Source organism: Acinetobacter bereziniae LMG 1003 = CIP 70.12 (assembly GCF_000368925.1).
GTDB classification, from domain to species: Bacteria; Pseudomonadota; Gammaproteobacteria; order Pseudomonadales; family Moraxellaceae; genus Acinetobacter; species Acinetobacter bereziniae.
Genome location: NZ_KB849755.1, coordinates 794788 through 819952, shown reverse-complemented (window position 1 = coordinate 819952; position 25165 = coordinate 794788). Strand labels below are relative to the sequence as shown.

26 protein-coding genes are annotated in these 25165 nt (G+C 34.2%); 18 read left to right on the top strand and 8 right to left on the bottom strand.

Annotation, left to right across the window (positions count from 1 at the left end; translation table 11 throughout):
• Positions 1-59 precede the first annotated feature (59 nt).
• Positions 60-1046, bottom strand: a complete 987-nt coding sequence (locus tag F938_RS05645) for a tyrosine-type recombinase/integrase (RefSeq protein WP_005030162.1) — start codon at positions 1044-1046, stop codon at positions 60-62.
• A gap of 522 nt (positions 1047-1568) precedes the next feature.
• On the opposite strand from F938_RS05645, the gene F938_RS05640 reads away from it, so the two are divergent.
• A complete protein-coding gene (locus F938_RS05640) occupies positions 1569-1916 on the top strand; it encodes a hypothetical protein (protein ID WP_004831587.1) in 348 nt (115 codons plus the stop codon).
• 537 nt (positions 1917-2453) lie between these two features.
• Here F938_RS05640 and F938_RS05635 read toward each other — a convergent pair.
• Positions 2454-2642 (bottom strand): hypothetical protein, encoded by a 189-nt coding sequence (locus tag F938_RS05635; protein WP_005030158.1) that lies wholly within the window; start codon positions 2640-2642, stop codon positions 2454-2456.
• A gap of 351 nt (positions 2643-2993) precedes the next feature.
• Here F938_RS05635 and F938_RS05630 point away from each other — a divergent pair, with 351 nt between their 5' ends.
• Positions 2994-3572 carry a DUF4189 domain-containing protein gene (locus tag F938_RS05630; protein WP_005030156.1) on the top strand — a complete coding sequence of 193 codons (579 nt, stop codon included), beginning with the start codon at positions 2994-2996 and terminating at the stop codon, positions 3570-3572.
• Between the two features lie 556 nt (positions 3573-4128).
• Here F938_RS05630 and F938_RS05625 read toward each other — a convergent pair.
• The gene (locus F938_RS05625) at positions 4129-4680 is read right to left on the bottom strand and encodes a DUF2799 domain-containing protein (protein WP_005030154.1); all 552 of its coding nucleotides are present in this window, start codon (positions 4678-4680) and stop codon (positions 4129-4131) included.
• Between the two features lie 164 nt (positions 4681-4844).
• Here F938_RS05625 and F938_RS05620 point away from each other — a divergent pair, with 164 nt between their 5' ends.
• The 7 genes from F938_RS05620 (at position 4845) to F938_RS05590 (ending at position 10491) form a co-directional block, all read left to right on the top strand.
• A complete protein-coding gene (locus F938_RS05620) occupies positions 4845-5126 on the top strand; it encodes a hypothetical protein (RefSeq protein WP_005030151.1) in 282 nt (93 codons plus the stop codon).
• Positions 5127-5480: 354 nt separating this feature from the next.
• A complete protein-coding gene (locus F938_RS05615; RefSeq protein ID WP_005030149.1) occupies positions 5481-5681 on the top strand; it encodes a hypothetical protein in 201 nt (66 codons plus the stop codon).
• 609 nt (positions 5682-6290) lie between these two features.
• The gene (locus F938_RS24465) at positions 6291-6446 is read left to right on the top strand and encodes a hypothetical protein (protein ID WP_005030147.1); all 156 of its coding nucleotides are present in this window, start codon (positions 6291-6293) and stop codon (positions 6444-6446) included.
• A gap of 823 nt (positions 6447-7269) precedes the next feature.
• Entirely contained in the window at positions 7270-7650 is a 381-nt protein-coding gene (locus F938_RS05605; RefSeq protein ID WP_004831578.1) for an MliC family protein, read from the top strand.
• 301 nt (positions 7651-7951) lie between these two features.
• Entirely contained in the window at positions 7952-8329 is a 378-nt protein-coding gene (locus F938_RS05600) for a hypothetical protein (RefSeq protein ID WP_005030144.1), read from the top strand.
• Positions 8326-8538, top strand: a complete 213-nt coding sequence (locus F938_RS05595; protein ID WP_005030142.1) for a helix-turn-helix transcriptional regulator — start codon at positions 8326-8328, stop codon at positions 8536-8538. The genes F938_RS05600 and F938_RS05595 overlap by 4 nt, the downstream gene beginning before the upstream one ends.
• Before the next feature lie 927 nt (positions 8539-9465).
• Positions 9466-10491 (top strand): IS30-like element ISAba125 family transposase, encoded by a 1026-nt coding sequence (locus F938_RS05590; protein ID WP_010326927.1) that lies wholly within the window; start codon positions 9466-9468, stop codon positions 10489-10491.
• Here F938_RS05590 and F938_RS05585 read toward each other — a convergent pair.
• Positions 10482-10943: an MAPEG family protein gene (locus F938_RS05585; RefSeq protein ID WP_228129508.1), complete on the bottom strand. Its 462-nt coding sequence runs from the start codon at positions 10941-10943 to the stop codon at positions 10482-10484. The genes F938_RS05590 and F938_RS05585 overlap by 10 nt on opposite strands.
• Positions 10944-11165: 222 nt before the next feature.
• Between F938_RS05585 and F938_RS05580 the strand changes: the two genes are divergently transcribed.
• From F938_RS05580 to F938_RS05565, 3 genes are all read left to right on the top strand, one after another.
• Complete coding sequence (locus F938_RS05580; protein WP_004831574.1) at positions 11166-11522, top strand: hypothetical protein; 357 nt, start codon at positions 11166-11168, stop codon at positions 11520-11522.
• A 258-nt stretch (positions 11523-11780) separates the two neighbouring features.
• Positions 11781-11960, top strand: coding sequence for a ribbon-helix-helix protein, CopG family (locus F938_RS05575; protein ID WP_004831572.1), 180 nt, complete (start codon positions 11781-11783; stop codon positions 11958-11960).
• A gap of 1112 nt (positions 11961-13072) precedes the next feature.
• A complete protein-coding gene (locus F938_RS05565) occupies positions 13073-13300 on the top strand; it encodes a hypothetical protein (RefSeq protein ID WP_004831570.1) in 228 nt (75 codons plus the stop codon).
• 130 nt (positions 13301-13430) lie between these two features.
• Here the strand turns inward: F938_RS05565 and F938_RS05560 are convergent, their stop codons facing one another.
• The 3 genes from F938_RS05560 to F938_RS05550 all read right to left on the bottom strand — a co-directional run bounded on the left by F938_RS05560 (position 13431) and on the right by F938_RS05550 (position 15665).
• Entirely contained in the window at positions 13431-13721 is a 291-nt protein-coding gene (locus F938_RS05560) for a hypothetical protein (protein ID WP_005030135.1), read from the bottom strand.
• Between the two features lie 460 nt (positions 13722-14181).
• Positions 14182-14877, bottom strand: a complete 696-nt coding sequence (locus tag F938_RS05555) for a hypothetical protein (protein WP_005030131.1) — start codon at positions 14875-14877, stop codon at positions 14182-14184.
• Positions 14878-14963: 86 nt separating this feature from the next.
• Positions 14964-15665, bottom strand: a complete 702-nt coding sequence (locus tag F938_RS05550) for an exonuclease domain-containing protein (RefSeq protein ID WP_004831566.1) — start codon at positions 15663-15665, stop codon at positions 14964-14966.
• A gap of 544 nt (positions 15666-16209) precedes the next feature.
• Between F938_RS05550 and F938_RS05545 the strand changes: the two genes are divergently transcribed.
• The 4 genes from F938_RS05545 to rnk all read left to right on the top strand — a co-directional run bounded on the left by F938_RS05545 (position 16210) and on the right by rnk (position 21857).
• Positions 16210-17517: an alpha/beta hydrolase family protein gene (locus F938_RS05545; protein ID WP_005030128.1), complete on the top strand. Its 1308-nt coding sequence runs from the start codon at positions 16210-16212 to the stop codon at positions 17515-17517.
• Positions 17518-18588: 1071 nt separating this feature from the next.
• Positions 18589-19809, top strand: a complete 1221-nt coding sequence (locus F938_RS05540; RefSeq protein ID WP_005030126.1) for an alpha/beta hydrolase family protein — start codon at positions 18589-18591, stop codon at positions 19807-19809.
• Positions 19810-19969: 160 nt separating this feature from the next.
• Complete coding sequence (glyA, locus tag F938_RS05535; protein WP_004831563.1) at positions 19970-21223, top strand: serine hydroxymethyltransferase; 1254 nt, start codon at positions 19970-19972, stop codon at positions 21221-21223.
• A gap of 229 nt (positions 21224-21452) precedes the next feature.
• On the top strand, positions 21453-21857 hold the full coding sequence (gene rnk, locus F938_RS05530) for a nucleoside diphosphate kinase regulator (protein ID WP_004831562.1): 405 nt from the start codon (positions 21453-21455) through the stop codon (positions 21855-21857).
• Between the two features lie 77 nt (positions 21858-21934).
• Here rnk and F938_RS05525 read toward each other — a convergent pair whose 3' ends face one another.
• The gene (locus tag F938_RS05525) at positions 21935-23467 is read right to left on the bottom strand and encodes a DUF4139 domain-containing protein (protein WP_005030123.1); all 1533 of its coding nucleotides are present in this window, start codon (positions 23465-23467) and stop codon (positions 21935-21937) included.
• Between the two features lie 277 nt (positions 23468-23744).
• Between F938_RS05525 and F938_RS05520 the strand changes: the two genes are divergently transcribed.
• Both F938_RS05520 and ubiA read left to right on the top strand, forming a co-directional pair.
• Entirely contained in the window at positions 23745-24242 is a 498-nt protein-coding gene (locus F938_RS05520; RefSeq protein WP_005030122.1) for a chorismate--pyruvate lyase family protein, read from the top strand.
• 17 nt (positions 24243-24259) lie between these two features.
• Positions 24260-25138, top strand: a complete 879-nt coding sequence (gene ubiA / locus F938_RS05515) for a 4-hydroxybenzoate octaprenyltransferase (RefSeq protein ID WP_005030119.1) — start codon at positions 24260-24262, stop codon at positions 25136-25138.
• Positions 25139-25165 lie beyond the last annotated feature (27 nt).

Genomic DNA, 25165 nt, shown 5'->3' with positions numbered 1-25165 from the left:
GGTTGTTATTGTTAATAAATATTAGAGTTAATTATATAATCAATTGATGAATTCATATATCAATCTAGCCTATTTGCAATTTCTGTAGCGGTAGGGTTGTAGTAAATCATTAAGCTTTTAAGGTCTTTGTGTCCAATCATACGCGCCAAATCTAATACTTCAATTTTTCGTGCAAGTCTTGTGCAGGCTTCATGCCGTGAATCATGAAAATGTAGATCCTCAATTTCACATCGGTTTCTTAGTTTTCGCCATAAAGTATCAAAACTAGCATCATTGATAGTAAATACGCGTTTACTATCAATTCCCTTGAGATATCCAATTAACTCTATAGCACGCTTAGAAAGGGGTACATTTCGCTTTGTTCCGTTCTTGGTTTCAAGCAGCGCCACATAACGATCAAATAAAAATACCCGATCCCAAGTTAAGCCTTTTATCTCACTGGCACGCATTGCTGTTTCTAAAGCAAATAAAAATGCAATTATCACTTGTTGGGTAAAGTTGTTAGGTGTTGATTCATCCCATCCCGAAGCTAAAACCAATCTTCTAACCTCTTCATCAGAAACACGCCTATCTCTATGCTTAGCTTGAGGCGGCATAGTTAAATCAGCCATTGGCGATTCATGGATCCATTTCCACTCTTTACGTGCAATCTTAAACAAAGATGAAAGTACATTTGCATCACGTCTTACAGATGATCCTTGAATCTGCTTTAATCGATCATCACGCCATTTGACTAAATCATCAGTTGTAATTTTCGCTATAGGCTTTTTACATAAAGCTGGATACATGCGTAAAAATGCAGTTAAACGATTAGCTTCACGTAAATGAGATTTCTTTTTTGGACTAACCTCGCTTATATATCGCTCAACAGCTTGCTTAAGTGTATAATCGGGGAGTTTCCCGAGCGCTTGTTCTCTTAGTTCAGTTTCTCGTTTAGATGCCCATGCGCGTGCTTGAGTCTTTGTATCAAATGTCGCACTTTCCCGAGTACCATTGACACTAATCTCAACACGCCAAGCATCACCTCTTTGTCTAAATGAGGCCATTATTATTTCCAGAAGGTTCGTGGCGTAAATTTGGCGTAATGCCTTTACGCACAATCATAAGGAATAATAAGATAAAAACAAATATTGACTTATTATAATCAAGATAACTGATTAATAAGAAAAGAAAAAATAGATAATAATGAGGAATAATAAGAAAATCCTAAACTTTCCGAAGTACCCGCTGGGCGTACCATCTTGCTGTTCCTCCTTATTCCAATTTGTCTCAAAACCCTTTATATTAAAAGCACCTAGGCATTCTTATTGTCGCAGTTTGTTCCTCTGTATACCTTCATAATAAGGGTACATTTGGGGGCATGCTGTAAAATCGAATAAAAATGTACCGTAAAATGTTTAGTTTTTTAGCGATCTGCACTGCTCACTTTTTTAAGTATTAGAGTAAAGAGTGGTGCGAAAGTTAATCATGCTGAGTTTAATGAAATAAGAAATAGTTTAACTTTTAATCTTTGTAAAAATGGTTTAATCATATAGCATTGATCTATATTATGATTTTAGGCATGAATAATGAAGAAAATACTTTTAATTATTGTAATCAGCCAATCACTTCTAGCTTGTGCAAGTCTCAGTACACAGCGCTATGAAACACTCAATGATCTAATGCAATCATGGGTTGGTTCGTCAGAAGAAAAACTAATTAAAAAATGGGGATTACCAGATAAAAGCTATACCTTAACAAATGGAGGAAAAATAATTTCTTATGAAACATTTGTTCATCCAGGGCGTTATTGTGAAGAAAAATTTATGCTTGAAAAGGGTATCATAGTGAAGTGGGGGCACTCTCGTTGTGATCTGAATTTGAATAATGCCAAGAAAATATCAAAAGACATTCCGATTCCGCAACCTACTCTTTGATTATTTAAAATATAGATTCCTTATTTGAAGTAGATCAACAAAGAGGAGGTTCTTTATTTAAAATAACAATTCAGTAATTTTTACTCGAAATCAACTAATATTGATATGTTAAAAGAGTCTTGTGTAACAGGATTGTCGTAGGGCGATGAGTCAAAATTTTTGTAAAAGGTGCAATAGATCCACAATGATTGAAAAAAATCATTGTCAATCATGTGATATAGGTAAAAAAATGGTTTTTTTTCGTTGTCCATGTTTATTTTGTTGATGGTAACTTTTGCTTTTACCGCAACGAAACTATTACAAGCGGAGCCTCAAGATGATGAAGCCGTTTCGGTAACGACGATTGTTGATAGGACATCTCAGCGTTATTTTTAAGAATATTTGGTCATAAAAAGGCACCCTCCAAATTTAGATTAAAAGTGTCCAACTTTCGGATGCGGTTTAATTTAGCGAGTTTTTTATTCAACCAAGCATCAACAATAAAAAATGAATACTCTATAATTCACTTGATAAAGTTCTAGTTGATTGCTCAAAAGATTATGATGTGCTGTTTTTATGTTGTATGGAGGTTTGTTTCTGCTTCTGACTTGGCATATAGTCTGGTTCGCTAGACATCGCCAGATACAGGAAAGTAAAAAAGATAGAAGTTAAAATACCAACAATAACAATGAATTTCCAACCCAATGCTGTTGATTCTAGATCATCAGATGATGGTGTATTTTTCATATAAAACCTCATAGAGGAAAAAAGATAAATGGGTATGCCTTATATCACAAAATTGATCAAAATACTTTCCCAGCATATCAGCAAGGCGCTTTCACTCCATAAAAGCTATAATTTGGTTTTGTTTGTTAAGCATTGTTAAATATCAATTTTATAAAAAATATTTAGAAAATTTAATGTCTTAGATACATAGATAGGATTGTCTAAGACATATACCTCAAATAGAAAAATAATAGATGTTGACTCGAAATTTGAGTTTCGCAATGAATTATTTTAAGATTTAAAATGATTAAAATATCACCGATAAATGATAGACTTTTCACAAAATAATTCACAAACATGGATGTGCCAATCATGATGAAACACTATAGACAACAGAACATACACTTTTTTATCGCCTTAATTTGTCTTTCAGTACTTTCTATTATTTCTAGCGTTGCTAAGGCTGAAGGTAACTGTTCTCCTGGCTATTATCCAGTAGGTGGTCAGGGTGTACAAGGCTGTGCACCGATTCCAAATTATGGTGGTGGAGGTGGATATGCCCAGCCAAGCTATCGTTCACCAACGACAGAAGGTTATGTTGCAGCAGGAACAAATGGAGTCATTGGTGTCGCAACGGCAAAAATTTTCCGAGGAAAGTTAGAAGAGAAAGCGCTACAAGATTGTGAAAAAAAAGGGGGTACAGGTTGTCAAATTTGGTTTACTTATGATGATAATCATTGTGCGACAGTCGGACAGGCTGAAGGAACCAATAGACTTTATCGAGCACGTACAACAGCTGGTGAAGTGAAAGATGTTATTCCAGTACTCGTTCCTGGGAGCAGAAAGGCATTAGGACGCAAGAAAGTTGTAGACGCATGTCGTGCTGATGGTTTTCCAGAATCTCAATGTAAGATTATTTATCAAGATTGCCGTAGGTTGAATCTTCCATAATAATTCAATATATAACTAAAAGTGAATATATTAGGTGAGGGAATAGGACTTCGACCTCACCTACCAGAAGATTTTTTTCATATTTTCATATAAGCAAGAATGTAGTTGAACAAAGTGAGACATTCACTTGCTAATAGATTTTAACTTTAAACTTTGGTTTGAGCCAGTAAATATCATTGACATACTAGATATTTTAAATTAAATTTAAATAGTTATTTTACTAAAAATAAATAACAAAAAACCTTAATCAGCGCAAAATTAAGGTAAGCCTCATAGAAATGTGAGGCTTTTTTTATAGCAAAATAATTTTAAATCTCATCATATTTTTTGCTCACGACTTGTTTTTTGGTCACAGCCTTATAGATCGCTTAAAATCGAGAACGAAAAATAAGTAGATTTTCGAGTAGTTTCAATTTTGTATAGATCGCTTTAAAATAATTGCATAATCCTAGACCGTATTTAGCATCAATCAAATACAAATTTTTATTCAAATGTTATTTAAAAAACATGAAAATTACATCTATAACATAGGTTTATATAAAGTATTTGTTTCAATCTAATCAAGATCATGTTCAGCCTTGAAGCGTTCTAAATTTCGCAGAGCTGTTTGATAACGAGATTGCACTTGGCTGCTATTGATACGGAGATCATATAATTTCTGTTTATAGCTATCGCGATCTTTATCAGAAAGGTTTTTATACTCCAATCTTTCAAGGTAATAATTCATATCATTTTGTGATTTATTAAAATCTGAATTTGCAGAAAAGTACTGACTTGCGACTTGATAATAACTACGAAGAGATTCACGCTTTTCTATAGGACAAATTCGATAATTACCACGACCATCTAAGGCTTCATAGAAAATGTTTTCAGGTTGACAATAAGCACTCAAACCTTTTTGGTAGCCTTTTTCATATAAATTCTGATTTGGAATGATATTTGCTTTTTGGCAAGCAGAGTAGTATTGATCTAGATGTGGGTTGGAACCAGCTGAACCATCTTTTTCACCAACATTAAACCAGTTTGCAGTTTTGCATTGCTCAATACTCATTGCCGTACAGCCTGAAAGTAAAACAGTAAAAGTAGATAAAACTACTATAAATTTCATGAAATAATTTCCTAACGACGATTGAGCAACTTTCTAAAATATTTTATCATGACAATATCTTTTATTTGCTGACAAAATTTAAAAAGTACCATTAAAGTGTATTGATTTGGTTGAATAATCATTTTTTTGTAGAATTGGATTTTAGACCTTAAAGATTTTTAAAAATGATTCAATATATTAAAAATAACTTTCCAATTATTGTTCTGTTGATGATTGTTATTGGTGGCTTTGGCTATCCTTTTTATTCTGGAAAATGGATTGTTGCACCTAAATTGAATCAAATTGATGCGAAATGTTATGGAATTGATGTTCCAGATGATATCCAGTATGGACGATCTGAGCACTTTTGTTCGTGTATGAAAATGGTGCATAATAAAAAAGACAATGATCATATTAATTACTGTAAGAATTTAATAAATAAGGAGAATTTTAATGAGTCTAAGTGATTTTATTCATAGTCTTTAAAATAAGGATAAATGAATGAAAAATTTGAAATGAATATATGATGATTGATTTGCTCAAGAAAAGTATGAAACGAATTTAATGTTTAATTCTTCATACTTATGGAACGGATCGCAGGTTGATACAAAGTAGTTATAAAAACATGTTTATGGTGAATGTAGAACAGGTTGACTGCATTCATTTAAAGTAGGAATAAAATTTTGGTGATAAATAATATGAATATTAATGAATAAGATGAAAAATATGAAGCGTTTAAGGCAAGTCAGCATTTTCCTGAAAAAGATGATCATCAGAAATTCACAAAGAAAAATAGACAGTTAAATGATCTTAAATCAATCATGGATAATATACTTTATAATACCCTGTTTCTAAAATATTTTTTTATTCTTGCGCGACCTGATGATGAGCGTTCACAGATGGCAAAAAATTATGTAATTTTAGTTGATGGGAAAGAAGTTGCTTTGAATGTAAACCAGTCTCCTCAATTTCATGACAAAGCAAATTATTTAAAATGGTTACACAATGAAATCATGAAATGAACGTTCTATCAAGAGCTACAATGAGTAAATGTATGTTGGTGTTTATTGGTTTAATAAAATGAAAAATCAACAAGATTGCTGATTGTTAGCCCGAAAAGGTATAACTATATAAATCTTTTTAATATAGGGTTTTTTTTGAAAAAGTTTGTAAATTTTATGTTATTAGTGTATAAAAAAAGAACAACAATAAAATGAGGGTGATCATATGATATATAAATCAATAAACATCGCTTTTTTCATATTTATGTTTGTTGTTCTTACATTGTTAGTACATCTCTTTGGAAATATTCCATCAGGGATGTGGGTTTTAAAATAGTGTAATCTAAGTAAAGGGCTCATCTGAGGATGGGCTTTTTTATGGATTGTTTTTTAGGGACATGCTGATTAATTAATGATTCAAATGAAAATAGTCCAAAGTGTGACAGTTCTGTTAACAGTTTATAAATTAAATAAATTCTAACCAATTGAAAAATATTAAAATTAAAATGATTTTTGAAATCTAATGTTATAAAATTTCACATATTCTTTCACAACTAACATGTTGAAATACACAGGTTTTAATTTGATGTTATTCCTATTAGACCTTTTTTATTCAGTACGAGGAATGTTATGTTTAAGACTGCAGCATTATTAGGCACTGGGATCGCAATTGGTTGTTATTATCAGTCACATAAAAATGGCGCTGATAAAACCAAGACAAAAAATCTGACCAAGACAAGCAAAAACGACAAGAATGATGAGAAGGACATTCAACCTCAGTTGTAACTATCTATTCCATCAAGTCTCTGATTTAAGGGGCTTGTTGGATAATAAGAAGTAATTTTATAGCGTGATTTTGAACTATTCACAATAAATTTAAAAATTTGTTTATCTCCGTATTTTTTAATCTCAGATGTTTCAATGTGCACCTTTAATCTTTTAAGTATCGTCCATTAATTATTGAACATTTATAGTATTTAATCATTGTTTAGTATTTTTAATATTAAGTGTTGATTTAAAAGAAAATTTTAAAAATTGTCATTTAATGCCAATGTTCTTGATTGTTTTTGCCTTAAAATTTGAGCCAGAAATTACTTTGTAGTTTCAAGCTTTACCTAATAGAAGCTTTTCATATAGTTGCCCACATTATCCAATCATGTGGGCTTTTTTTAAGGCATATTTTTATGATGTTGCGAATTAGACAATTGCTTTGTATTCATGTTTTTGAATATCCTAATATAAGCTACATAAAAGAATGCCGTAAATGCGGAAAAATTAGCAATATCGATGTTAAGTGATGAAGCTACAACTTTTAAATTCAATGAAAATTTTTGTATTTTCCTAGGAAAATTGATGTTTTCTTTGCTTCTCCAAATCAGCATCGTGTTCATCGCAATCATTGCATTAATTTATTATTCAAATAAATCTTAATTTAAAATCTATGGCTGGTTAGCATATAAATAGTTAAAAATAAAATATGAAATGTATAGTATTATAAATAATGTTTATGATTTCTGTACGGAACCAGTAGTGAATTCGCAATCGCTGGTTGGATGAGCTTCAAGTCCTGTGGTAGAACTTAAACTTCTTATTTCTACTGAGATTAATCATGAAAAAAATATTATTAATTTCCTCTATTTTAACTGCTGTTTTTTTAGTTGGATGTAATGCAAAAGACAAAGAAAAAACCAATGCCTCAACAGGAGAAGCAAGTAGTCCTGTTGCTCAGGTAGACAGCAATGAGTCGAACCAAAAAACAGTGAAATATGAAACTGAAGATAAAAAGCAATTCACACTTCAAACAACTGATAATTTTGCTACAGCAACTTTGACAGATAGTGAAGGGCATAACTATTCACTTAAAGAAGTTCCAGCTGGCAGTGGTATGCGTCTAGAAGGTGAAAATGGTGTGTCAATTCATTCCAAAGGTGAGGAAGCAACAATTGAACTTGCAAAAGATCAGTCTTTTTCGGTGAAAGAAGTTAAATAAGCTTGGATATAAATTGCCCCACCTTTTGGTGGGGTTTTTTATGATACCCCATAATTTTTTTCACTTTAAATATCTTAGACGATCTAAAATCATTGCTATAAAGTTTAAATATAATTTATATATTTGATTTTAAATAAAAAAATATATTTTTATTGAATTGGGTTACTTCAAAAAGAGTAGATCAGGCGTACGATGCTTTTAATTAGTTTACTCACATCAATCATCATTGATGTAAAGTATCCTTTACATTTAATTTGAAATTAATTATGCTTGTGTAAAGTTTACTTTACATGAGTGCGCTATGAATAAATTTAGACACCTTTTTGAATTGGTTTTATCTATCTTGCTGTATATTGTTGTGTTGGTTTTTTCTCTAAGATATTTAAAAAATAATCAACTTGATGATTCAACACAAATGATTGTAACTTTATTGCCCGTCATTCCTTGCGTATTCGTATGTTGGAGCGTGATTAGACAGTTATCGCAATTAGATGAAATGCAACATCGAATTCAACTACAAGCTTTTGGAATCGCCTTTGTTGGTACTGCGCTCATCACATTTAGCTATGGCTTTTTAGAAAATATTGGATTTCCTTTACTATCGATGTTTTTTGTTTGGCCATTAATGGCAACATTGTGGGGAATGGGGATCGCAATTGGAAGTTGGCGTTATCGATGAAAAATATTTTATCTGAATTAAGAATGAAGCAAGGTTGGTCGCAACAACAAATTGCGGAATTACTTGGTGTTTCACGTCAAACTATCAATGCTATCGAAAAAGAGCGTTATGATCCAAGTCTCCCTTTAGCCTTTAAAATAGCAAGACTCTTTGGTTTATCTATAGAAGCTATTTTTCAGGATGAAGAAACAATAAAAAATGAACGCTAAGTTGAGATAAATAAGCATTTGATAAAAAACAGGAAAATATCCAAGCCTGGCAAATTAGATAATAAAATATGGGGGTGTGAGTATAAAGTGGTATTGGATTGCTGTAAGATTGTTGCTATTTAGAGATTTATCTTTGTTGGTAACTTTATTGACCGATGCAATATGTAGTGTCGAAGCATTTAGCATGACCAATTTTCCAGCTAAAATTATGCAGATTGAGGCTGGATATTTTTCTGATTATATAAAGCTGAGCATTTGAAAATAACATTTGGATAAGGTCACCAACCATCAGGATGAGTTAAGTCTATCTCCTAACCAATTCTCTTGCTTTCTTTACGTCGTGGTTATGTTCTCAGATCCAGGTGTATTACGATGATGTATATTGGGCTTGCGTGACAGTGCATAAGTGTTGTTTATGTTTATACTTAAAATAGCGATACAGTACGGGGTTGTGTCACATCTACTTTTATTAAGATAAATCGCAATAAGAATATATTTTTAGTATGTGTGGGTTTAGTTAGATCACATTTTTGTTGGATAGTGGGATGATATATTTTGATCATTCTAAATTTTGCATGAGTTTAATGTCAATCTGCATTTATATAACAGTTTAGCTTTTATATTATATCAAGCACTTTATTTTTCAATTTAATTATAAATTGCACCATATCTTGCATTTATCTGCATCAAATAAATAGTTATATTGTGATCGTTATCACAACCATAATATGTTGTTGGCGATTGATTTAGAAGCATCCTACACTTAGATCAGTCATAAACAAGCCAGTATAATAATAAAGGTTAAAATAAATAGGCAAACGATACCAGTTATATAAGAGATCGTTCTCCAAGGCTGTATTCCTACTAAATAGGGGCAGAGTAAAACTTGAAGTGCGACATAAACCACCTAATTAATTTAAAGGGTTTATGGAGTATATAAAATTGTCATACCATCATCTTAACTTTGAAGATCGTACTGCATTAATGCTTGAGTCAAGAAAAGAAGGCTTTTCAGCCAGAAAATTTGCTGAACTCATTAAAAGACATCCTAGTACGATCTATCGTGAGCTTAAAAGAAATAGCATCAATGACGTTTATCAAGCTCGATATGCTTCTGATAACACCTTCGCTAGACGTAGACGTGGTCACAGAAAACTCAAAATCGATTCAATCCTCTGGAAATTTATTGTTGAAGCGATCCGTTGTTTATGGTCTCCTCAGCAAATAGCAAAGCGTTTAAAGACATTTCCTGATTTGGATCAAACAATGAATGTAAGCCATACAACGATTTATTCAACGATACGCGCATTACCAAAGGGTGAGTTGAAAAAAGACTTATTATCCTGTCTGCGTCATGAAAATAAAAAGCGAAAAGCTAACGGTGAACCTAAAAAAGATTCTATATTACAGGATATTAAAACTATTCATGAGCGCCCAGCCGAAGTTCAAGAAAGAAAAATACCGGGTCATTGGGAAGCTGATTTAATTAAAGGTAAAGACAATAAAAGTTCGATAGCAACACTTATTGAACGAAATACACGGCTCTGTATCTTGGCAACATTACCTGATGCAAAGGCAGAATCAGTGCGCAAGGCTTTAACTGAAGCTCTGAAATATTTACCTGCAGAACTGCGTAAAACGTTGACCTATGACCGTGGACGCGAGATGGCAGAACATAAAATACTTGAAGAAGATTTAGGCATAGATGTATATTTCTGTGACCCACATTCACCCTGGCAAAAAGGCACATGCGAAAATATGAATGGTTTAATTAGGCAATATTTACCTAAAGGGATTGATTTAAATCAGGCAGATCAGCATTATTTAAATCAAGTTGCCATGTCACTGAATACTCGTCCTAGAAAAGCGTTAGATTGGCTTACACCATTAGAGAAATTTGCTCAGCTTGTTGATTATCATAAGACTTTTCAAACTGTCGCACCTCATGTTTGAATTCGCCAGGTTATTGTATGAGCAATACGTGCAATGGTAAAAACACTAAACGTCCATGCTATCAATGTTGTGTTCAAATTCAAGGCGATACAAATGCCACCAAGTACCCAAAACACAGGAATATTTTCTAAATCGTTAGCCCACGCTTGACTTGCTCTCACCACTTGCGGAAGTTCTTCGGGATGGGCATTCATGTTTAGATATTGTGCATCTTCTTTATTTTTAAAAGCCTTATTTTTAATACGGAAATAACCTTGATAACATGATATCGCAAACATTTTAATGAAAAGTGCTGTAATACATAAAGCATATATGTGGAGCAAGTTATACATAAAACATCTACCCAAGTATGCTGCAAAGAAAATGATAAACACATAAGTTTTTATATTTAAATTATTTTTTGTCAATATTTTTTTAATATTTTTATAAGAAAAATTAAATTTATTTTCCAAATCATCTTTATTTATATGAATCGTGTCGATTCACATGTGAATTTTAAAGTAAATCAGAAATGCCTTCTGAAAAGAAATATTGTCTTTTTTTTAATTAGACTAAAAAAATCACATATTATTATCATAAAATAATATTTTATTATAATTCTATGATACTTTTAAACATGAGCCAGACTCCTCAGATGGCTCATACGGTTTTTACTTAATAAAAGGTATATATAAATGGCTAAAATTGACTTAACACCATTAGCAGATATTGACGGATTTACAGCTTCAGCACTTGTTGATTGTACAAGTGGTCTTTCATTGGCAGCACAAGGAACAGGCATTGATTTGGAGCTTGCAGCTGCGGGGAATACTGAGGTTTTACGTGCGAAAATGAAAACTGCTGATGCGTTGAACTTGAAAGATACTATTGATGATATTTTGATTACTTTAGGTAAACAGTATCATTTACTTAGACCGCTAGAGAAAAACAGTGATTTATTTTTATATTTAGTATTGGATCGTCAAAAATCTAATTTAGCAATGGCTAGACACGAACTTAGAATTTTTGAAAAAGAATTAGATTTCTCTTAAAAATAGAGACTTGGCTATTACTTCGCGTTGTTGTGATAGCCTTTTGTGTAAATTTTAGCTTTAAAATTAAAATATTTGATAATATTCACAAAAAATTATGATCGATTTATCATTTAAATATTAAAATTATTAAAATAAAGTGTTATAAATCATATGTATATGTCTTATCTTGTAAGGTTGGCGAGATAAAAAATTATCATTGAAAATCTTCTAAATATTATTACAATTCTATTTCTAAGAAATTTAAGGAAATGGGGTATGGAAAATAAAACGGCAAGGTTAACAATTTTAATCGATCCAAATAAAAAAGAAGCATTTGAAGAATTATGTAACCGTCAAGACTTAAAACCTTCTCAAGTTGTTCGCCAATTAATTCGTGAATATTTAGAAAAACATGGGGTTGAATATGCCACTAAATCCTCTGTTGTAAAAAAATAATAAATCGTATGTTTTATGAGACGGTCGATGATGATTGAGCAGTACAGTCTTGTTGACAGATCTGCTTAATTTTTATTGAGTTATAAAAAGATGAAAATTCAGAATAATGAGAACTTATATAATATTGATAATTTTTGTGATGTTGATTGTATTTGGCGCAGTCGGATTAATACTTAAAGGTGAGTTTCCTTTATCACAAATGGGGCATATTGAATCTGAATGTTTGGGTGTAAATATTCCTGAAAAAATAAAATATACTCAGTCTAGAGCGTATTGTCAGTGTTTCAAGCACCAATTAAATTTTCGTAATGCAAAAGACTCAGAACATAATTGCACTATAAATGTAGCTGTACGATAACTTTAGGTAATATTGGTAAAATGTAAAGAAGTTCAAAGACAATGAATATAGTACATTATCGCCATAACTCAAATTTTCATCCGATAAAGAAAACATACTAAGTGATAATTGATCGTGTAAATTTCTGATCATTTATATTCAAACCGCATAATTTTTCATATAAATGATTTATTTTCAAAAAATTTTATACTTTTTATCTGAATTTTTAATTCGGAAAAATGATCATTTTAAAGCACTTTCAAAGTTTAATTTCATTTTAGTGCTTAGCAGCCATTATTCTTTAAAGATTGAAAAATTGATCATCAATTTAGGCTTAACTATTATCTGCTGTTTTTAAAATAATTCAATTTTAAAATCGCTGTAATTAGGTTGAATAATGTTACTGCTTCTTGCAGATGGTCAAAGTTCTGCCTATATTATAACTACAGTAGATCGATAAGATGCTACGAAGTAGTTGGACAGATCAATGACGGCTTATTGAATTTGTGACTCCAGTTCAAATAAAAAATAAGCACTAGCTTTCCAACATCAAAAAGCTCACAGGAATGTGAGCTTTTTCATTTTGAAATCTGATGAAATAATTAAGATAGGCAGAATTTACATAAAATATTCAAAGTAATTGATTGTTTTATAACTGAAAAATATTCATAAGTTGCAATGCTTTAACATTGCCATAAAATCTAACAACTTCACAAGAAATTTTATTCAATGTCATGCTATAAGAAAAACAGTATATAAAAAAGAGGATAGGAAAATGTCTGAAATGATTACAGTCAAGGTGAAGGATCAATATAGCAACGAATTAAATGCAATGGCATGGTTAAACAAATTGCAAGAGCATGAAGATGCTGAAAATTTATCCTTGTTCCAAAAGATAGATCATATTGTGGTAGATGGCGAAAAGATATTGCCGAGTATTGAATTACTGTTTGAGAGTAAAGAAAGTGATAGTATTTATCGCATCATTGAACAGGTGAGTTAATTTTTAACTAGACCAATGATGTGACAATTAAAAAAATGTGTTGGAGGTATTTATCCAACACATTTTTATTATAGCTAAACATTAAAACGTCTAAAGCTGAACAGCAATAACCAAGTTTCTACTAAAAAAATCAAGCAGTTTTAAAATGATCAAGAACAACAGCAACTAAATGATAAAGGGCTAAGCGGTCTCGATTGGCTTGAACAACAGCGCGTTTTTCAATTCTTAAATCACCTTTGAGTGATCCAGATTGATAACTTTGTACCAACACATGTTGTGAGGACATTGGATCATCTTTGATTCGTAAATCTATTTTATGCTTAATATTAGAAACAGCCGTCAAACACTGTTCAAAAGTTGAATGAAAATTTGAAAGTGCTAATGCTGTTTGATTGGTCGATTTGGTAATATAAGTAGTCATAATTGTGTAATTATTTGAACAAGTTAGCTGAGTGTTTATTGTATAGCCTGATGTAAAAATAGACAATTTGATTTTGTAAAAAGATATAATAAGACATATGGACTGAAGTTAATTCATCATTAATATCAATGAAATATGCTGGTGAAGTTAGGTGATATAAGACATTTGATTTTAGACGTGGAAATGTTGTATTTCTACATCATAATGTTGAAATTCAATGTGTAAGTGTTGAAGGAATTCTGTGAGCAAAGCAGATTTTAATTCTAAATTCAGCTTTTGTTCCGATAAATAATGATCATCTTCAAGGGCGATGATCTGCCAAATCTGATTATTATCCATCTTTTAAAAAATATTAATCTGTTTAGATTAAAAAACTTAGAATGACGTTAAAACACTTAATTGTGTCATTCTAAGGGGGTTAAATCTAAATGCTAAGTCTCACGCTTGTAAGGCTTTTAAACTATGATGATTGTAGATGTTGTAAAGAATAATTAATTTGTTGCATGGTTTGATTTAGTTCAAGTGGCGAAATTCTGGATTCTTGTAATGCGGTAATCCATTGCATTTGGCAAAATTTAATATCACGGATAGATTTTGCTTGCTGGATCTGTATCACTAATTGTTTAGTCATGAGTCCACAATGAGTTTGTAATAGATGTGCCATTTTTTGTTTGATCTCATCAAAACTGATATGGATATGTTCGAGTTTATTTTCCTTCTGTGCTGGTGTTTCTAGTTCTGGCTTTAAATCATGGGTTGGCTCATTGGTGTGGAGATTGTCGGGTGAGGATACTTCTGTTAATTTTTCACTGATGCTAATTGAGGAAATAATATTTTCTTTTGAAGATTGACTTTTTGCTGTTTGAGCCAAAGTTGGTTGTTGGTTTGTGTCTAATGCAACTGAATTTGTCACTTTTGATAGGGGGGTATTATTTTTTTTATCTACGGATGGCGCATTATCCTGAAAAATCAAACCAAGTTCTTCTAATTGTTGAATCAGTTCAGGGGTCGCCAAGCGTTGTTTTAAAGCACTGTTCAAGATTTTAAAATCATCAGTACCAATCAGGAGTAATAACTGTCTTTGACGCGCATTCAGTTGAAATGACCGCTGTTTTAATGCCTGAATTCCCAAGTCAGTTTTAAAATATTGATCCATGAGTCAAGTTATTCCCCCAATAAATTGACCCAAGGATAAAGAATGAAAATTACACTAATATGACTTTCTTGTTACAAATCACAAGGTTAAAGTGTGATTAGGTTTGCATTCTCTAAGGCTTTACGTAAATAAGGGTCTAGGTCTTCCTGGCGTAATAACCATTGCACATAGTCTGAGGGTAATTCTGAAATTGCAGTACCGCGGTGTTTACCAAAGTTGATCGTTCTTGGTATACGTGCATCTTCAGAGGCTTCATAGAGTTCTTCTAAAGTCTGAATTTTTAAATGATGAATAATGTGCATTAAAATATTGGCTGTTAAAATAATATCTGCATCTGCGCGATGCGCACTTTTCAGCATTTCACGTGCTTTTTCACTGCCTTTACTGATCATATAAATCAGCGCAGAAATATTATGGGCTTCAGCATCTGGCCAAACTAAACGAGCCAGTGCCAGCGTACAAATAGCTTTGATTTTTGAAGTATCCACACCGCATTGTTCAATGGCACGAATATCATAATCAATATTATGACCAATGATATATGTGGTTTCTTTAGGAAGCTCGAAGTCCGAAAAGTTGGGTTGTCCTGCAATATCTGCTTCTAAAATATGGTGAACCGCCATAGAGGCAAAAGAGATTTTCTCATTGCCTATGCTGTAAAGCTGATCAAATATTTGCTTACGATCTAAACTAAGTTTTCCTGCTTCAATCTGAATAGGTGCATAAGCAATTTCAATAGGTAGACCATTGAGTGTATGTGTTTCTGTATCTAAAATAATAGCTTGCATCTTTTATTCCTTCACCGCTTTGACCAGGAGCTTTTGAATACCCTAGCTTTTTTAAGCATTGAATACAATTTAAAGTTATTTGAAAGTCAGTTTTGATTTGTTTTTGTTTAACTCTCAAGCAGTTCTGTCCTTGTATGGTGGTTGCATGATTAAAATATAAATTATATCTAGTTGAGACTGGCTATCATCATTTACTTAAAAATTTATAAGAACATCTTAATATTTGGGTTTGTTGATATTTTTATGGTAAAGATTATAAATTCTATTGAATACAGTGAAGCATACCTCATTTTTTAGTTTAAAATCGATTTTATCTACTTTTTTAAATATTTTCCAATGAATATCAAAATAAATAACTATCGAATATCACTTGCAAATTTATTTTAATAAGATAATTATATTGTAGATTATCTTAATTATTCGATTTAGGATAATTTAAAAAGAATACCCCGCCAAAAGCTAGGTAATCGAATGATCGGTGTGGATAAATTGGAGTTATTCACATTGAAGCATTAAAACAAGATAGACAACAAGGATGAATAAAATGAAAAGAAATACGCTTTCGATATTATTAGCAAGCTCAGTTGTATTTTTGACGGCATGTGGAGGAGATGACAATGATGATGGAGATCCATCAACCACATCAAATGTAGACATCAATAATATTCAAAACCCTGTGGTGGGAACACCTGCTGCATATAAATATATTAAAGATGATGCACCACCAAATGCTGCAGAAAGTGTGGTGATGACTTATAAAATGAAAGGCATCAAAGGAACCGAGACACTCGCAACCAGCTTAGTTTTTACACCTAAAACAGCACCGCCTGTAGGGGGCTGGCCAATCGTAGTGTGGGCGCATGGTACAACGGGTGTCGCAGATATTTGTGCACCGAGTGTTAATAAATTGACGATACAAGGTATTTTTGGTCCAGGTGATCCAACGATTAAAGACATGATTGATAGTTTTGTTAAAGAAGGTTATGTGGTTGTCGCACCTGATTATGAAGGTTTGGGTGAGCCTGGCGATAAAGAACTCCATCCTTTTCTCAATGTCAAAAGTGAGGCTTATTCAATTACGGATGCAGTGGTAGCAACCAAAAGTTGGTTACGTGATAAGGTCTCTAATAAATGGGCAGTAGTGGGGCATTCACAAGGAGGGCAAGCGGCATTGGGTGCAGCACAATATGCAGCACGTGCCAATATGGACTATAAAGGTGCAGTGGCAATTGCACCAGCGTCTAATTTAAAAATGATTGACACTTTAATTCAATTTAAATTAGAAGGGTTACCTGATAATATGCTGGATGAAAATGGTGAAACAAACCCGGAATACGAACGTAAAGTCTTAGGTTATGTTGCTACAGATGGGTTTACTTCGTTAATTGCAGCAAGTATTAAGGCTACTTATGGTGTAAGCGGTGTGTATAGTCAGGTCTTTAAGTCTCCTACCGATAAAATTGCAGAACAAGCAGAGTCTATATGTGTGCTTAATCTAGGACTTGCATTTACGCGAGGAATAGGGGAATACGCTTATAAAAATAACTTCAGTATAAAAGATTATCCACGTCGAAATGTGGGCTATATGGATGATCCGATCGTCAAACAATTTTTGGAGAAAGATTCACAACCTCTTCAAGTCTTGGTTAAAACACCAATTATTATTTATCAAGGTGGTGCAGATACATTGGTGTTGCCTCAGGCAACAGACGCATTAGTGGCGCAAGCACGAGCATTAACCACAAAAATTGATTATCGAACCGATCCAAAATGGGACCATAGTACCGCTTATACTGTAAATGCTAAAAACGGAAACTTATTGGCGGATATTAAAACACTGCTATCAAACTAATCCTTAAATATTGACCAGTATCGTTTTTAAATTTTGCCACTGTTCAATCGAACAGTGGTAGCTTATGAATAACTCAACTTGCTTTATTTATCTAATGCAACATGATTAGCATCTTCATTCAGCAATAACGTTGTTAGCATCCTGTTTCATCTAATATATGCAAAGGCAGAGGGAAATCCTCAGGTTTTTAGCAATGACTTTTATAGTTTTTAGTTTGTGAAATAGTTAGTTTGCGAAAAGATTGAGTCAATCTATCTCTCATTGTCCTGTAGTCAAATTTTTTTTAAATATTTAAATCAATAGGGTATGCATTCAACATTTCTTGAGTATTCATACCAGTGATTTTTCATTTTAATCATTTATGCTGAGTTAATTTTTTGTTTCTTATGCAAATTTTATAAAATTTTTGTGATTCATTTATTCTGTACTTTTGCATCATCGATAGTCTTGCTATCGCGAGGTGACATGGATGTTGCCATGTTGAGTGAGGTTATATGCGTATATGAGCAAAAAACAAAGCACTACCTTTTTTGCATCGCAAGAATACGGTTAAACAAAAAATGGGTCAGACAAAGTGAAGCATCATCTAGGTAAATTTATTTAGGTTTTAGATGTACAGCATAACAGTTTGGTTAGGAAAGCTTCACATCATTCAAAACGATCTTTATTGCATTGATTTTATTGATCAAGAAATTATATGTTGCGATATGCATTTTTCAACAGATTGGCGATATGCTGTTGAATCTTATTCTGAGAAAAAGTTAGCGTCGTTGAAGTAAGATTAAATTGAAATTTTAAACGAATCTTTAAGCTACTTTGATATTAATTTTATAAACAATAAATAGCCATTTCTTGGCAGTTTAGATTTCTATATATTGTTCAATGTGTTAACAATAAACATGATGCCTTGTGTGGTTTGATGCCATTATTGATGATTTATTCAGTTGATTCATCCCTTAAAAATAATGAGCAAAAGACTTGCCTAACATATTTTTTTGACGTATTCATGAAATACTTATGTGTAATAAGTGATATAAAATATTTAAAAAATTGTGTTTAAGGATAAATCACATGAAAAAGAATTTACTAACAGTTTTAATTATAAGTTCTGGGATCGCTTTAACAGCATGTAATAACGGTGGTGGAGGGAGTTCATCTGGAGCTTCTCCAGATAATACAGATGTCAACACGATTGCCAATCCTGTTGTGGGAACACCAAGCGCATATACTGCAACTGACTTTTCTGCTGTGGCAACGGATAGTGTCGTGATGACCTATAAAATGAAAGGTATTAATGGTACCGAAGTTCAAGCAACCTCACTGGTCTTTACACCGAAAACTGTAGCACCAGCAGGTGGTTGGCCAATCGTGGTTTGGGCACATGGGACAACAGGAGTTGCAGATGTATGTGCACCAAGTCGTAATGTGATGAATGACCATATTAAAGGCATGATTTCTAAGTTTCTTGCAGCAGGCTACGTGGTGGTCGCACCTGATTACGAAGGCTTGGGCGAGCCTGGTGGTAAAGAATTACACCCATTTTTAAATTTAAAAAGTGAAGCTTATTCGATTACTGATGCGGTAGTGGCGACACGGAGTTGGCTAGGCAGTAAAGCGTCTAATCAGTGGGTCACAGTTGGACATTCTCAAGGTGGTCAAGCAGCATTAGGCGCTGCGCAATATGCGGCGCGTGCAAACCTAGACTATAAAGGAACCGTCGCTGTTGCACCAGCTTCACAATTGAAATTAATTTTAAGTGTTGGAAATCTTTCAGTTGAAAATGCTACACCAACTCAGCAGATACCTGTTTATGCATCTTTAGATACCTTTACTGCATTAATTGCTGCGGGCTTACGCAATACAAACCCTACTTTAGACTATAGCCAAGTATTTAAAGTACCGACGGATGCAATTGCAAGAAATGCAGAATCAAGCTGTGATCTTGGAACTCAATTTGCAGGGGCTATGATGCAATATGTTGGTAGCAATGGTTCATTAAAGAATTATCCAAGAACAACTGACGGATTTATGACCCTAGCGCCTGTACAAAAATTTTTAAATGAAGACTCACAACCACTACAAGTTCAAGTCAAAACACCTGTAGTAATTTATCAGGGGGGGGCGGATACTACTGTACCCAAAATTGCGACAGATACTTTATATGCTACCGCAAAAGCATTTGGTACACAGGTTCGCTATATCCCTGAACCTACTTGGGATCATAGTTCTGCGTATGTTTTAAATATTGATAATATTGTTGCAGATGTCAAAGCTATGTTTGCAGCAAAATAACGCTTTAAACTGCCATTATCAAAAAAATAGCTAATGTACGATACATTAGCTATTTTTATTTAAAACAGAGCAAACTTCATTCTGTTTAATTACAAACTTCATGCTACAATACGCGCAATCTTAGCACGGCTTAAAAGCCCTAATTCATAGGACCTCGCTAATGTTCGCCAATATCTCTATTTCTGAATTTGATCCAGAAATCGCTCAAGCAATTTCTCAAGAAGATGCCCGTCAAGAAGCACACATTGAGTTAATTGCATCTGAAAACTATTGCTCACCTGCAGTAATGGAAGCACAAGGATCAAAACTCACTAACAAATATGCCGAAGGTTATCCTGGTAAACGCTATTATGGCGGTTGTGAATATGTAGACGTGATCGAACAATTGGCGATCGATCGTGCTAAAGCATTATTTGGTGCTGACTACGCTAACGTACAACCTCATGCGGGTTCTCAAGCAAACTCAGCAGTCTATCTTGCACTTTTAAACCCAGGCGATACTGTTTTAGGAATGAGCTTAGCGCATGGCGGTCACTTGACCCACGGTGCAAAAGTAAGCTTTTCAGGTAAAACTTATAATGCAGTGCAATATGGTTTAAACCCTGAAACTGGTGAAATTGACTACGAAGAAGTTGAACGTTTGGCTGTAGAACACAAGCCTCGTATGATCGTTGCTGGTTTCTCTGCGTATAGCCAAATTGTTGATTGGCAACGTTTCCGTGATATCGCGGATAAAGTTGGTGCATATTTATTTGTTGATATGGCGCACGTTGCTGGTTTAGTGGCTGCTGGTGTATATCCAAGCCCAGTACAAATTGCGGATGTAACAACGACGACTACGCATAAAACTTTACGTGGTCCACGTTCTGGTTTGATCCTTGCTAAAGCAAATGAAGAGATTGAGAAAAAACTTCAATCAGCTGTATTCCCAGGTAACCAAGGTGGTCCTTTGGTTCATGCTGTTGCGGCAAAAGCAATTTGCTTTAAAGAAGCAATGACACCTGAATATAAAGAATATCAAAAACAAGTGGTTGTTAATGCTAAAGCGATGGCTGAAGTGTTGATTTCACGTGGTTATGATGTTGTTTCTGGTGGTACAGAAAACCATTTATTCTTGTTATCGTTGATTAAACAAGATGTGACAGGTAAAGATGCTGACGCATGGTTAGGCGCAGCGCATATTACAGTGAATAAAAATGCTGTACCAAATGATCCACGTTCTCCATTTGTTACTTCAGGTATCCGTATCGGTACACCTGCTGTAACCACTCGTGGTTTTGGTGAAGCGGAAGTGCGTGATTTGGCAGGTTGGATTGCTGATATCCTAGACGCTAAAGGTGATGAAGCGGTAATCAAAGCAGTACAAGCTAAAGTTGAAGCGGTATGTGCTAAATTCCCAGTTTATGCAAAATAAGCATTGACTTGAGAAAGCCTCCTCTCAAGGAGGCTTTTTTTATGGTTGAATAAAAAGCGGTAATATACGACTAAATATCTGTTATAAAAGAAATCGGTGATGAAAAGCTATGGATTTCAGTTTATATCTTGCTTTGTCAATTTAGTTGGCAAGCGAATTGATGTATAACTGTAAGATCGGCTTTATCAATACGCTTGTGGTAATGCAATAGTGCAAAGGAATTCGGTACATGACTAAACCCAATATTATTATTTCAGAACAGGATTTGCATCGTTTGGAAACGATGTTAGAACATCAGTCAAAGTTGACGATCACCATGCAGCATTTAGAAGAAGAATTGGCACGTGCAGAAGTGGTTGCACCTGATGCCATTCCAGCAAATGTTGTGACCATGAATGCAAAGGTGCTGATCACGATTGCACCATCAACTGAAGCAACTGAAATTACACTGGTTTATCCACATGATTTCCGTGGTGATAAAGGGCAGGTCAATGTCATTGCTCCTGTTGGCGCCGCTATTTTAGGTTTGGCTGAAGGGCAAGAAATCGAGTGGCCGCAACCTGATGGACACTTAATGAAAGTTAAAATTGAAAAAGTATTGTATCAGCCTGAACGTGAGGGTGACTATCTTTAGTCTATGCCGGATGAGCATGTTGCAAATCAAAGCCCAGTGATGACTGGGCTTCATTATTTATGGTGGAGAAGAGAATATTAAAAACCAGAGGTTCTACCTTTACTTGGATATTTAAACTGGTGTTGTACGTCCAACTTATAACTTTGCTTTGGATTTAAATCCACTTGCCATAAGTTGATATTCGGTTGTCCATTCCATTGGGTCGCCGTTGGGGGAATGCTATAAGTTGAGTGAGTGGTCAGTTTTCCATTTTGACTTTGTGGCTCAGATTCAAAAATAGTCACTTGAATTGGATAGTTATGTAAGTTTTGCACAGAATATTGCTGTTTCTGTGTAGTTTCTGACTGTGTCCCTTTGACAGGGTTTTTCTTGTCGGACAAATCAGTGACTTTGATTTGGATTTGATCATCGGTTCCAAAACTCATTTGTAAGTTTTCATCTACACTGTTGTTCCAAGCTCTTTGTCCGATATAGTCGCCGTCACGATAGAGTTTCACTGTACCTGAAGGCCAATTCTGATCCAATTTTGCAATCTCAGCATTAATCGTTGCCTGGGTACTATTTTTAGGAATCGCCCACACTGAGAGTTTTGCTGCATATTGTTCTGTGCTTAAAGGTAAGAATATTTGCTGTTGGCTACTTGGAATTGAGGCTTTGGTTTCTGATCGAAATTCAGTACTAAAGTTTAGATCGGCTGCTTGGAATTGTGGAAACTGGGGCGCTTTTTTGACACTTTTTTCTTTTCGGTCATAGCTCATTTCAGCCATTGGTGCAGGAGCAATAGCATAAATAGGGCGTACAACAGGTTCTGGCTCAAAATAATTTACCCACCATTGTTGTGGTTGAACTTGTTGAACATAGTTTTGCGGTGTTGCCGTAGACAGTGCCAGCTTCACATTATTCCAGTCTTCACCTGTTTTTTGAGCAATCATTGCCATACGTGTGAGCTTAATTTGCTTCGTCTGGGTATCCAATTCAGCTTTATAAATCGGTTGCCAACGTGCATAAGGCACCATATAACTGATTTTGATTTCACCCCGTTGTGGTGCATTGACATAAAATTTAAGGGTTCTTTGATTAAACTCACTGTCACCAATGGCGCTTAAATCTTGTTCCAACTCATCTAAACGTTGTTCAAGCTTTTCTTTTTCGATCTTGGCTTGATCAATGGCGATAAACGCTTCATAAGCTTGCTTACGGACTTTGGGTGCAGAACCTTCGGTCACATTGCCCAAGAATTTATTCTGTAGTTCAGCAGCTTGAATAATTGAATTTTGTTCTGAAATTTTCTTTTTAATCGCGTCGATATGGTCGCGTAACTGTGAAGACTCATTGCCAGCAGGCTTATCTAATGCACTGTCAGTGTGAGAAACTGCATTCACTTCGATATTACTACTTTGATATTGCAGTTGGTCGATATTGAAATTGGCAGCTAGTCCACTCAAGCTCACCAACTGTTCCCCAGCTTGCACAGGAATGGTTCGTTCGATTTTTGCCAATGTTGGGTATAGGGTGACTTGTTGGATTGGAGAACTGGATAAGTTGAGTGCAAAGCTATAAGTCGAAGGCAGACACAGTAAGCTAAATTTTAGCGCAGTTTTTATATTCATTTATGCTTGTCCTGAAATCATTACAATTGATTTTAATTTATAAAATGTAGCAGAAATCAAGATAAATCAAAACGAAAATAGTTAAGTCGTACTAAAAAAGCCCAATGTTTGTGATGCTTTATCACTGATCAAGAGATTTATTGAAAATTAAGTTCTTTTCGAGTGGATTTAATTTTTATTGATTTTTCAACTAATTCTGAACATTTTAAAGATCAGCTCAAACAAAGTTAAAAATTTCGGTTACACTGAGTCATCCAAAAAATGGAAGGGGTGAACATTGAAACAATCATGCGCAATACGGGATCATAAATTTCCTCCTGAATTAAAAACATGGTTGTTTGCACAAGGTTCCCTGACCCAGCAATTGACAGATGCGGCAGGTGGTATTTTCAAAGTCCAGCCTATCCAAGAGCACTATCAAAGAATGACATTGTTAGACAGTCAATGGATGTCAATGCCTCACCAACATACCTCATGGGTGCGAGAAAGCTATTTATATGGTTGTGATGCACAACCTTGGGTTAAAGCAAAAAGTATCTTTCCTATTTTAAGTATTCACAGCAAAGCACGTTTGTTTAAACACATCCGAACCAAACCAATTGGAAAGTTTTTGTTCCAAAGAACCAATCCTTTATGTGAAAGACGTGTTTTAAAATTAGCAGAAGGTTGGACACGCCAAAGTTGTTATACTTGGCATGGTTGTAAATTTATAGTTCAAGAAACTTTTTTACCTGCTTTTGAACAATTTTTACAACAACAGCATATTTCAAAATAGTGTACTGAAGGACTGTCATGGCAATAGAGCAACAAACCACATGGAAACAACGGTTAGAAGCATATTATTATCTATGTCGTTTTGATAAACCTATCGGAACAGAGCTGGTATTTTGGCCAACCATGTGGGCATTATGGATTGCTGCGGAAGGAATCCCGGATATTGTTACTTTGGTTGCGATGGTCTTAGGGACAATTTTTATGCGTGCGGCTGGTTGTGCAATCAATGACTTTGCAGATCGTAAAGTCGATGCCCACGTTGAACGCACTAAAAACCGTCCTCTTGCAACGGGTGTAATTTCGGCAAAAGAAGCAGTTTGGGTTTTTATCGGGTTGGTGGCTGCAAGCGCCTGCACTTTATTTTTTTTACCGATTGCAACATTTTATTGTGCGTTAGCAGGTTTGCTTCTGGCATTTATTTATCCATTCATGAAGCGTTATACCCATTTACCCCAAGTGGTGTTGGGAATGGCATTTTCATGGGGAATTCCCATGTCTTTTACTGCAATGGGCAAACCTTTAGGCTGGACATGTTGGTTACTTTATTTTGGCAATCTCGCTTGGACCGTAGCCTATGATACGCAATATGCCATTACAGATCGAGAATATGATTTAAAAATTGGGGTGAAATCTACAGCTATCCTGTTTGGTCGCTATGATATAGAAATTATTTCATTATTGCAGTTGAGCAGTGTGGTGTTGATTGGTGCAGCGCTGTATTTGGAAAATATTCTGATCCCAATAGGACTGATTGCATTGTTATTGGTTTCAGGAGACTTTATTTATCAGTGGAGTAAAACCAAAGATCGTGATCCACAAAGATGTTTCTGGGCATTTAGACACAATCGTTGGGTTGGACTGATTATTTTTGCAGGCATTTTTATTGCACTCATTTGATTTGGTTAAAGCTGATTGAGTTTGATT

Excerpts from the sequence above, each read along its gene's own strand:
- F938_RS05635 (WP_005030158.1), bottom strand. The coding sequence starts at position 2,642 with ATGAAAAATACACCATCATCTGATGATCTAGAATCAACAGCATTGGGT.
- F938_RS05595 (WP_005030142.1), top strand. The coding sequence starts at position 8,326 with ATGAAAAATATTTTATCTGAATTAAGAATGAAGCAAGGTTGGTCGCAA.
- F938_RS05545 (WP_005030128.1), top strand. The coding sequence starts at position 16,210 with ATGAAAAGAAATACGCTTTCGATATTATTAGCAAGCTCAGTTGTATTT.
- F938_RS05625 (WP_005030154.1), bottom strand. The coding sequence starts at position 4,680 with ATGAAATTTATAGTAGTTTTATCTACTTTTACTGTTTTACTTTCAGGC.
- F938_RS05540 (WP_005030126.1), top strand. The coding sequence starts at position 18,589 with ATGAAAAAGAATTTACTAACAGTTTTAATTATAAGTTCTGGGATCGCT.
- F938_RS05640 (WP_004831587.1), top strand. The coding sequence starts at position 1,569 with ATGAAGAAAATACTTTTAATTATTGTAATCAGCCAATCACTTCTAGCT.
- F938_RS05565 (WP_004831570.1), top strand. The coding sequence starts at position 13,073 with ATGTCTGAAATGATTACAGTCAAGGTGAAGGATCAATATAGCAACGAA.
- F938_RS05590 (WP_010326927.1), top strand. The coding sequence starts at position 9,466 with ATGGAGTATATAAAATTGTCATACCATCATCTTAACTTTGAAGATCGT.
- ubiA (WP_005030119.1), top strand. The coding sequence starts at position 24,260 with ATGGCAATAGAGCAACAAACCACATGGAAACAACGGTTAGAAGCATAT.
- F938_RS05645 (WP_005030162.1), bottom strand. The coding sequence starts at position 1,046 with ATGGCCTCATTTAGACAAAGAGGTGATGCTTGGCGTGTTGAGATTAGT.
- F938_RS05575 (WP_004831572.1), top strand. The coding sequence starts at position 11,781 with ATGGAAAATAAAACGGCAAGGTTAACAATTTTAATCGATCCAAATAAA.
- rnk (WP_004831562.1), top strand. The coding sequence starts at position 21,453 with ATGACTAAACCCAATATTATTATTTCAGAACAGGATTTGCATCGTTTG.
- F938_RS05525 (WP_005030123.1), bottom strand. The coding sequence starts at position 23,467 with ATGAATATAAAAACTGCGCTAAAATTTAGCTTACTGTGTCTGCCTTCG.
- F938_RS05560 (WP_005030135.1), bottom strand. The coding sequence starts at position 13,721 with ATGACTACTTATATTACCAAATCGACCAATCAAACAGCATTAGCACTT.
- F938_RS05600 (WP_005030144.1), top strand. The coding sequence starts at position 7,952 with ATGAATAAATTTAGACACCTTTTTGAATTGGTTTTATCTATCTTGCTG.
- F938_RS05580 (WP_004831574.1), top strand. The coding sequence starts at position 11,166 with ATGGCTAAAATTGACTTAACACCATTAGCAGATATTGACGGATTTACA.
- F938_RS05615 (WP_005030149.1), top strand. The coding sequence starts at position 5,481 with ATGGATAATATACTTTATAATACCCTGTTTCTAAAATATTTTTTTATT.
- F938_RS05550 (WP_004831566.1), bottom strand. The coding sequence starts at position 15,665 with ATGCAAGCTATTATTTTAGATACAGAAACACATACACTCAATGGTCTA.
- F938_RS05620 (WP_005030151.1), top strand. The coding sequence starts at position 4,845 with ATGATTCAATATATTAAAAATAACTTTCCAATTATTGTTCTGTTGATG.
- glyA (WP_004831563.1), top strand. The coding sequence starts at position 19,970 with ATGTTCGCCAATATCTCTATTTCTGAATTTGATCCAGAAATCGCTCAA.
- F938_RS24465 (WP_005030147.1), top strand. The coding sequence starts at position 6,291 with ATGTTTAAGACTGCAGCATTATTAGGCACTGGGATCGCAATTGGTTGT.
- F938_RS05605 (WP_004831578.1), top strand. The coding sequence starts at position 7,270 with ATGAAAAAAATATTATTAATTTCCTCTATTTTAACTGCTGTTTTTTTA.
- F938_RS05630 (WP_005030156.1), top strand. The coding sequence starts at position 2,994 with ATGATGAAACACTATAGACAACAGAACATACACTTTTTTATCGCCTTA.
- F938_RS05555 (WP_005030131.1), bottom strand. The coding sequence starts at position 14,877 with ATGGATCAATATTTTAAAACTGACTTGGGAATTCAGGCATTAAAACAG.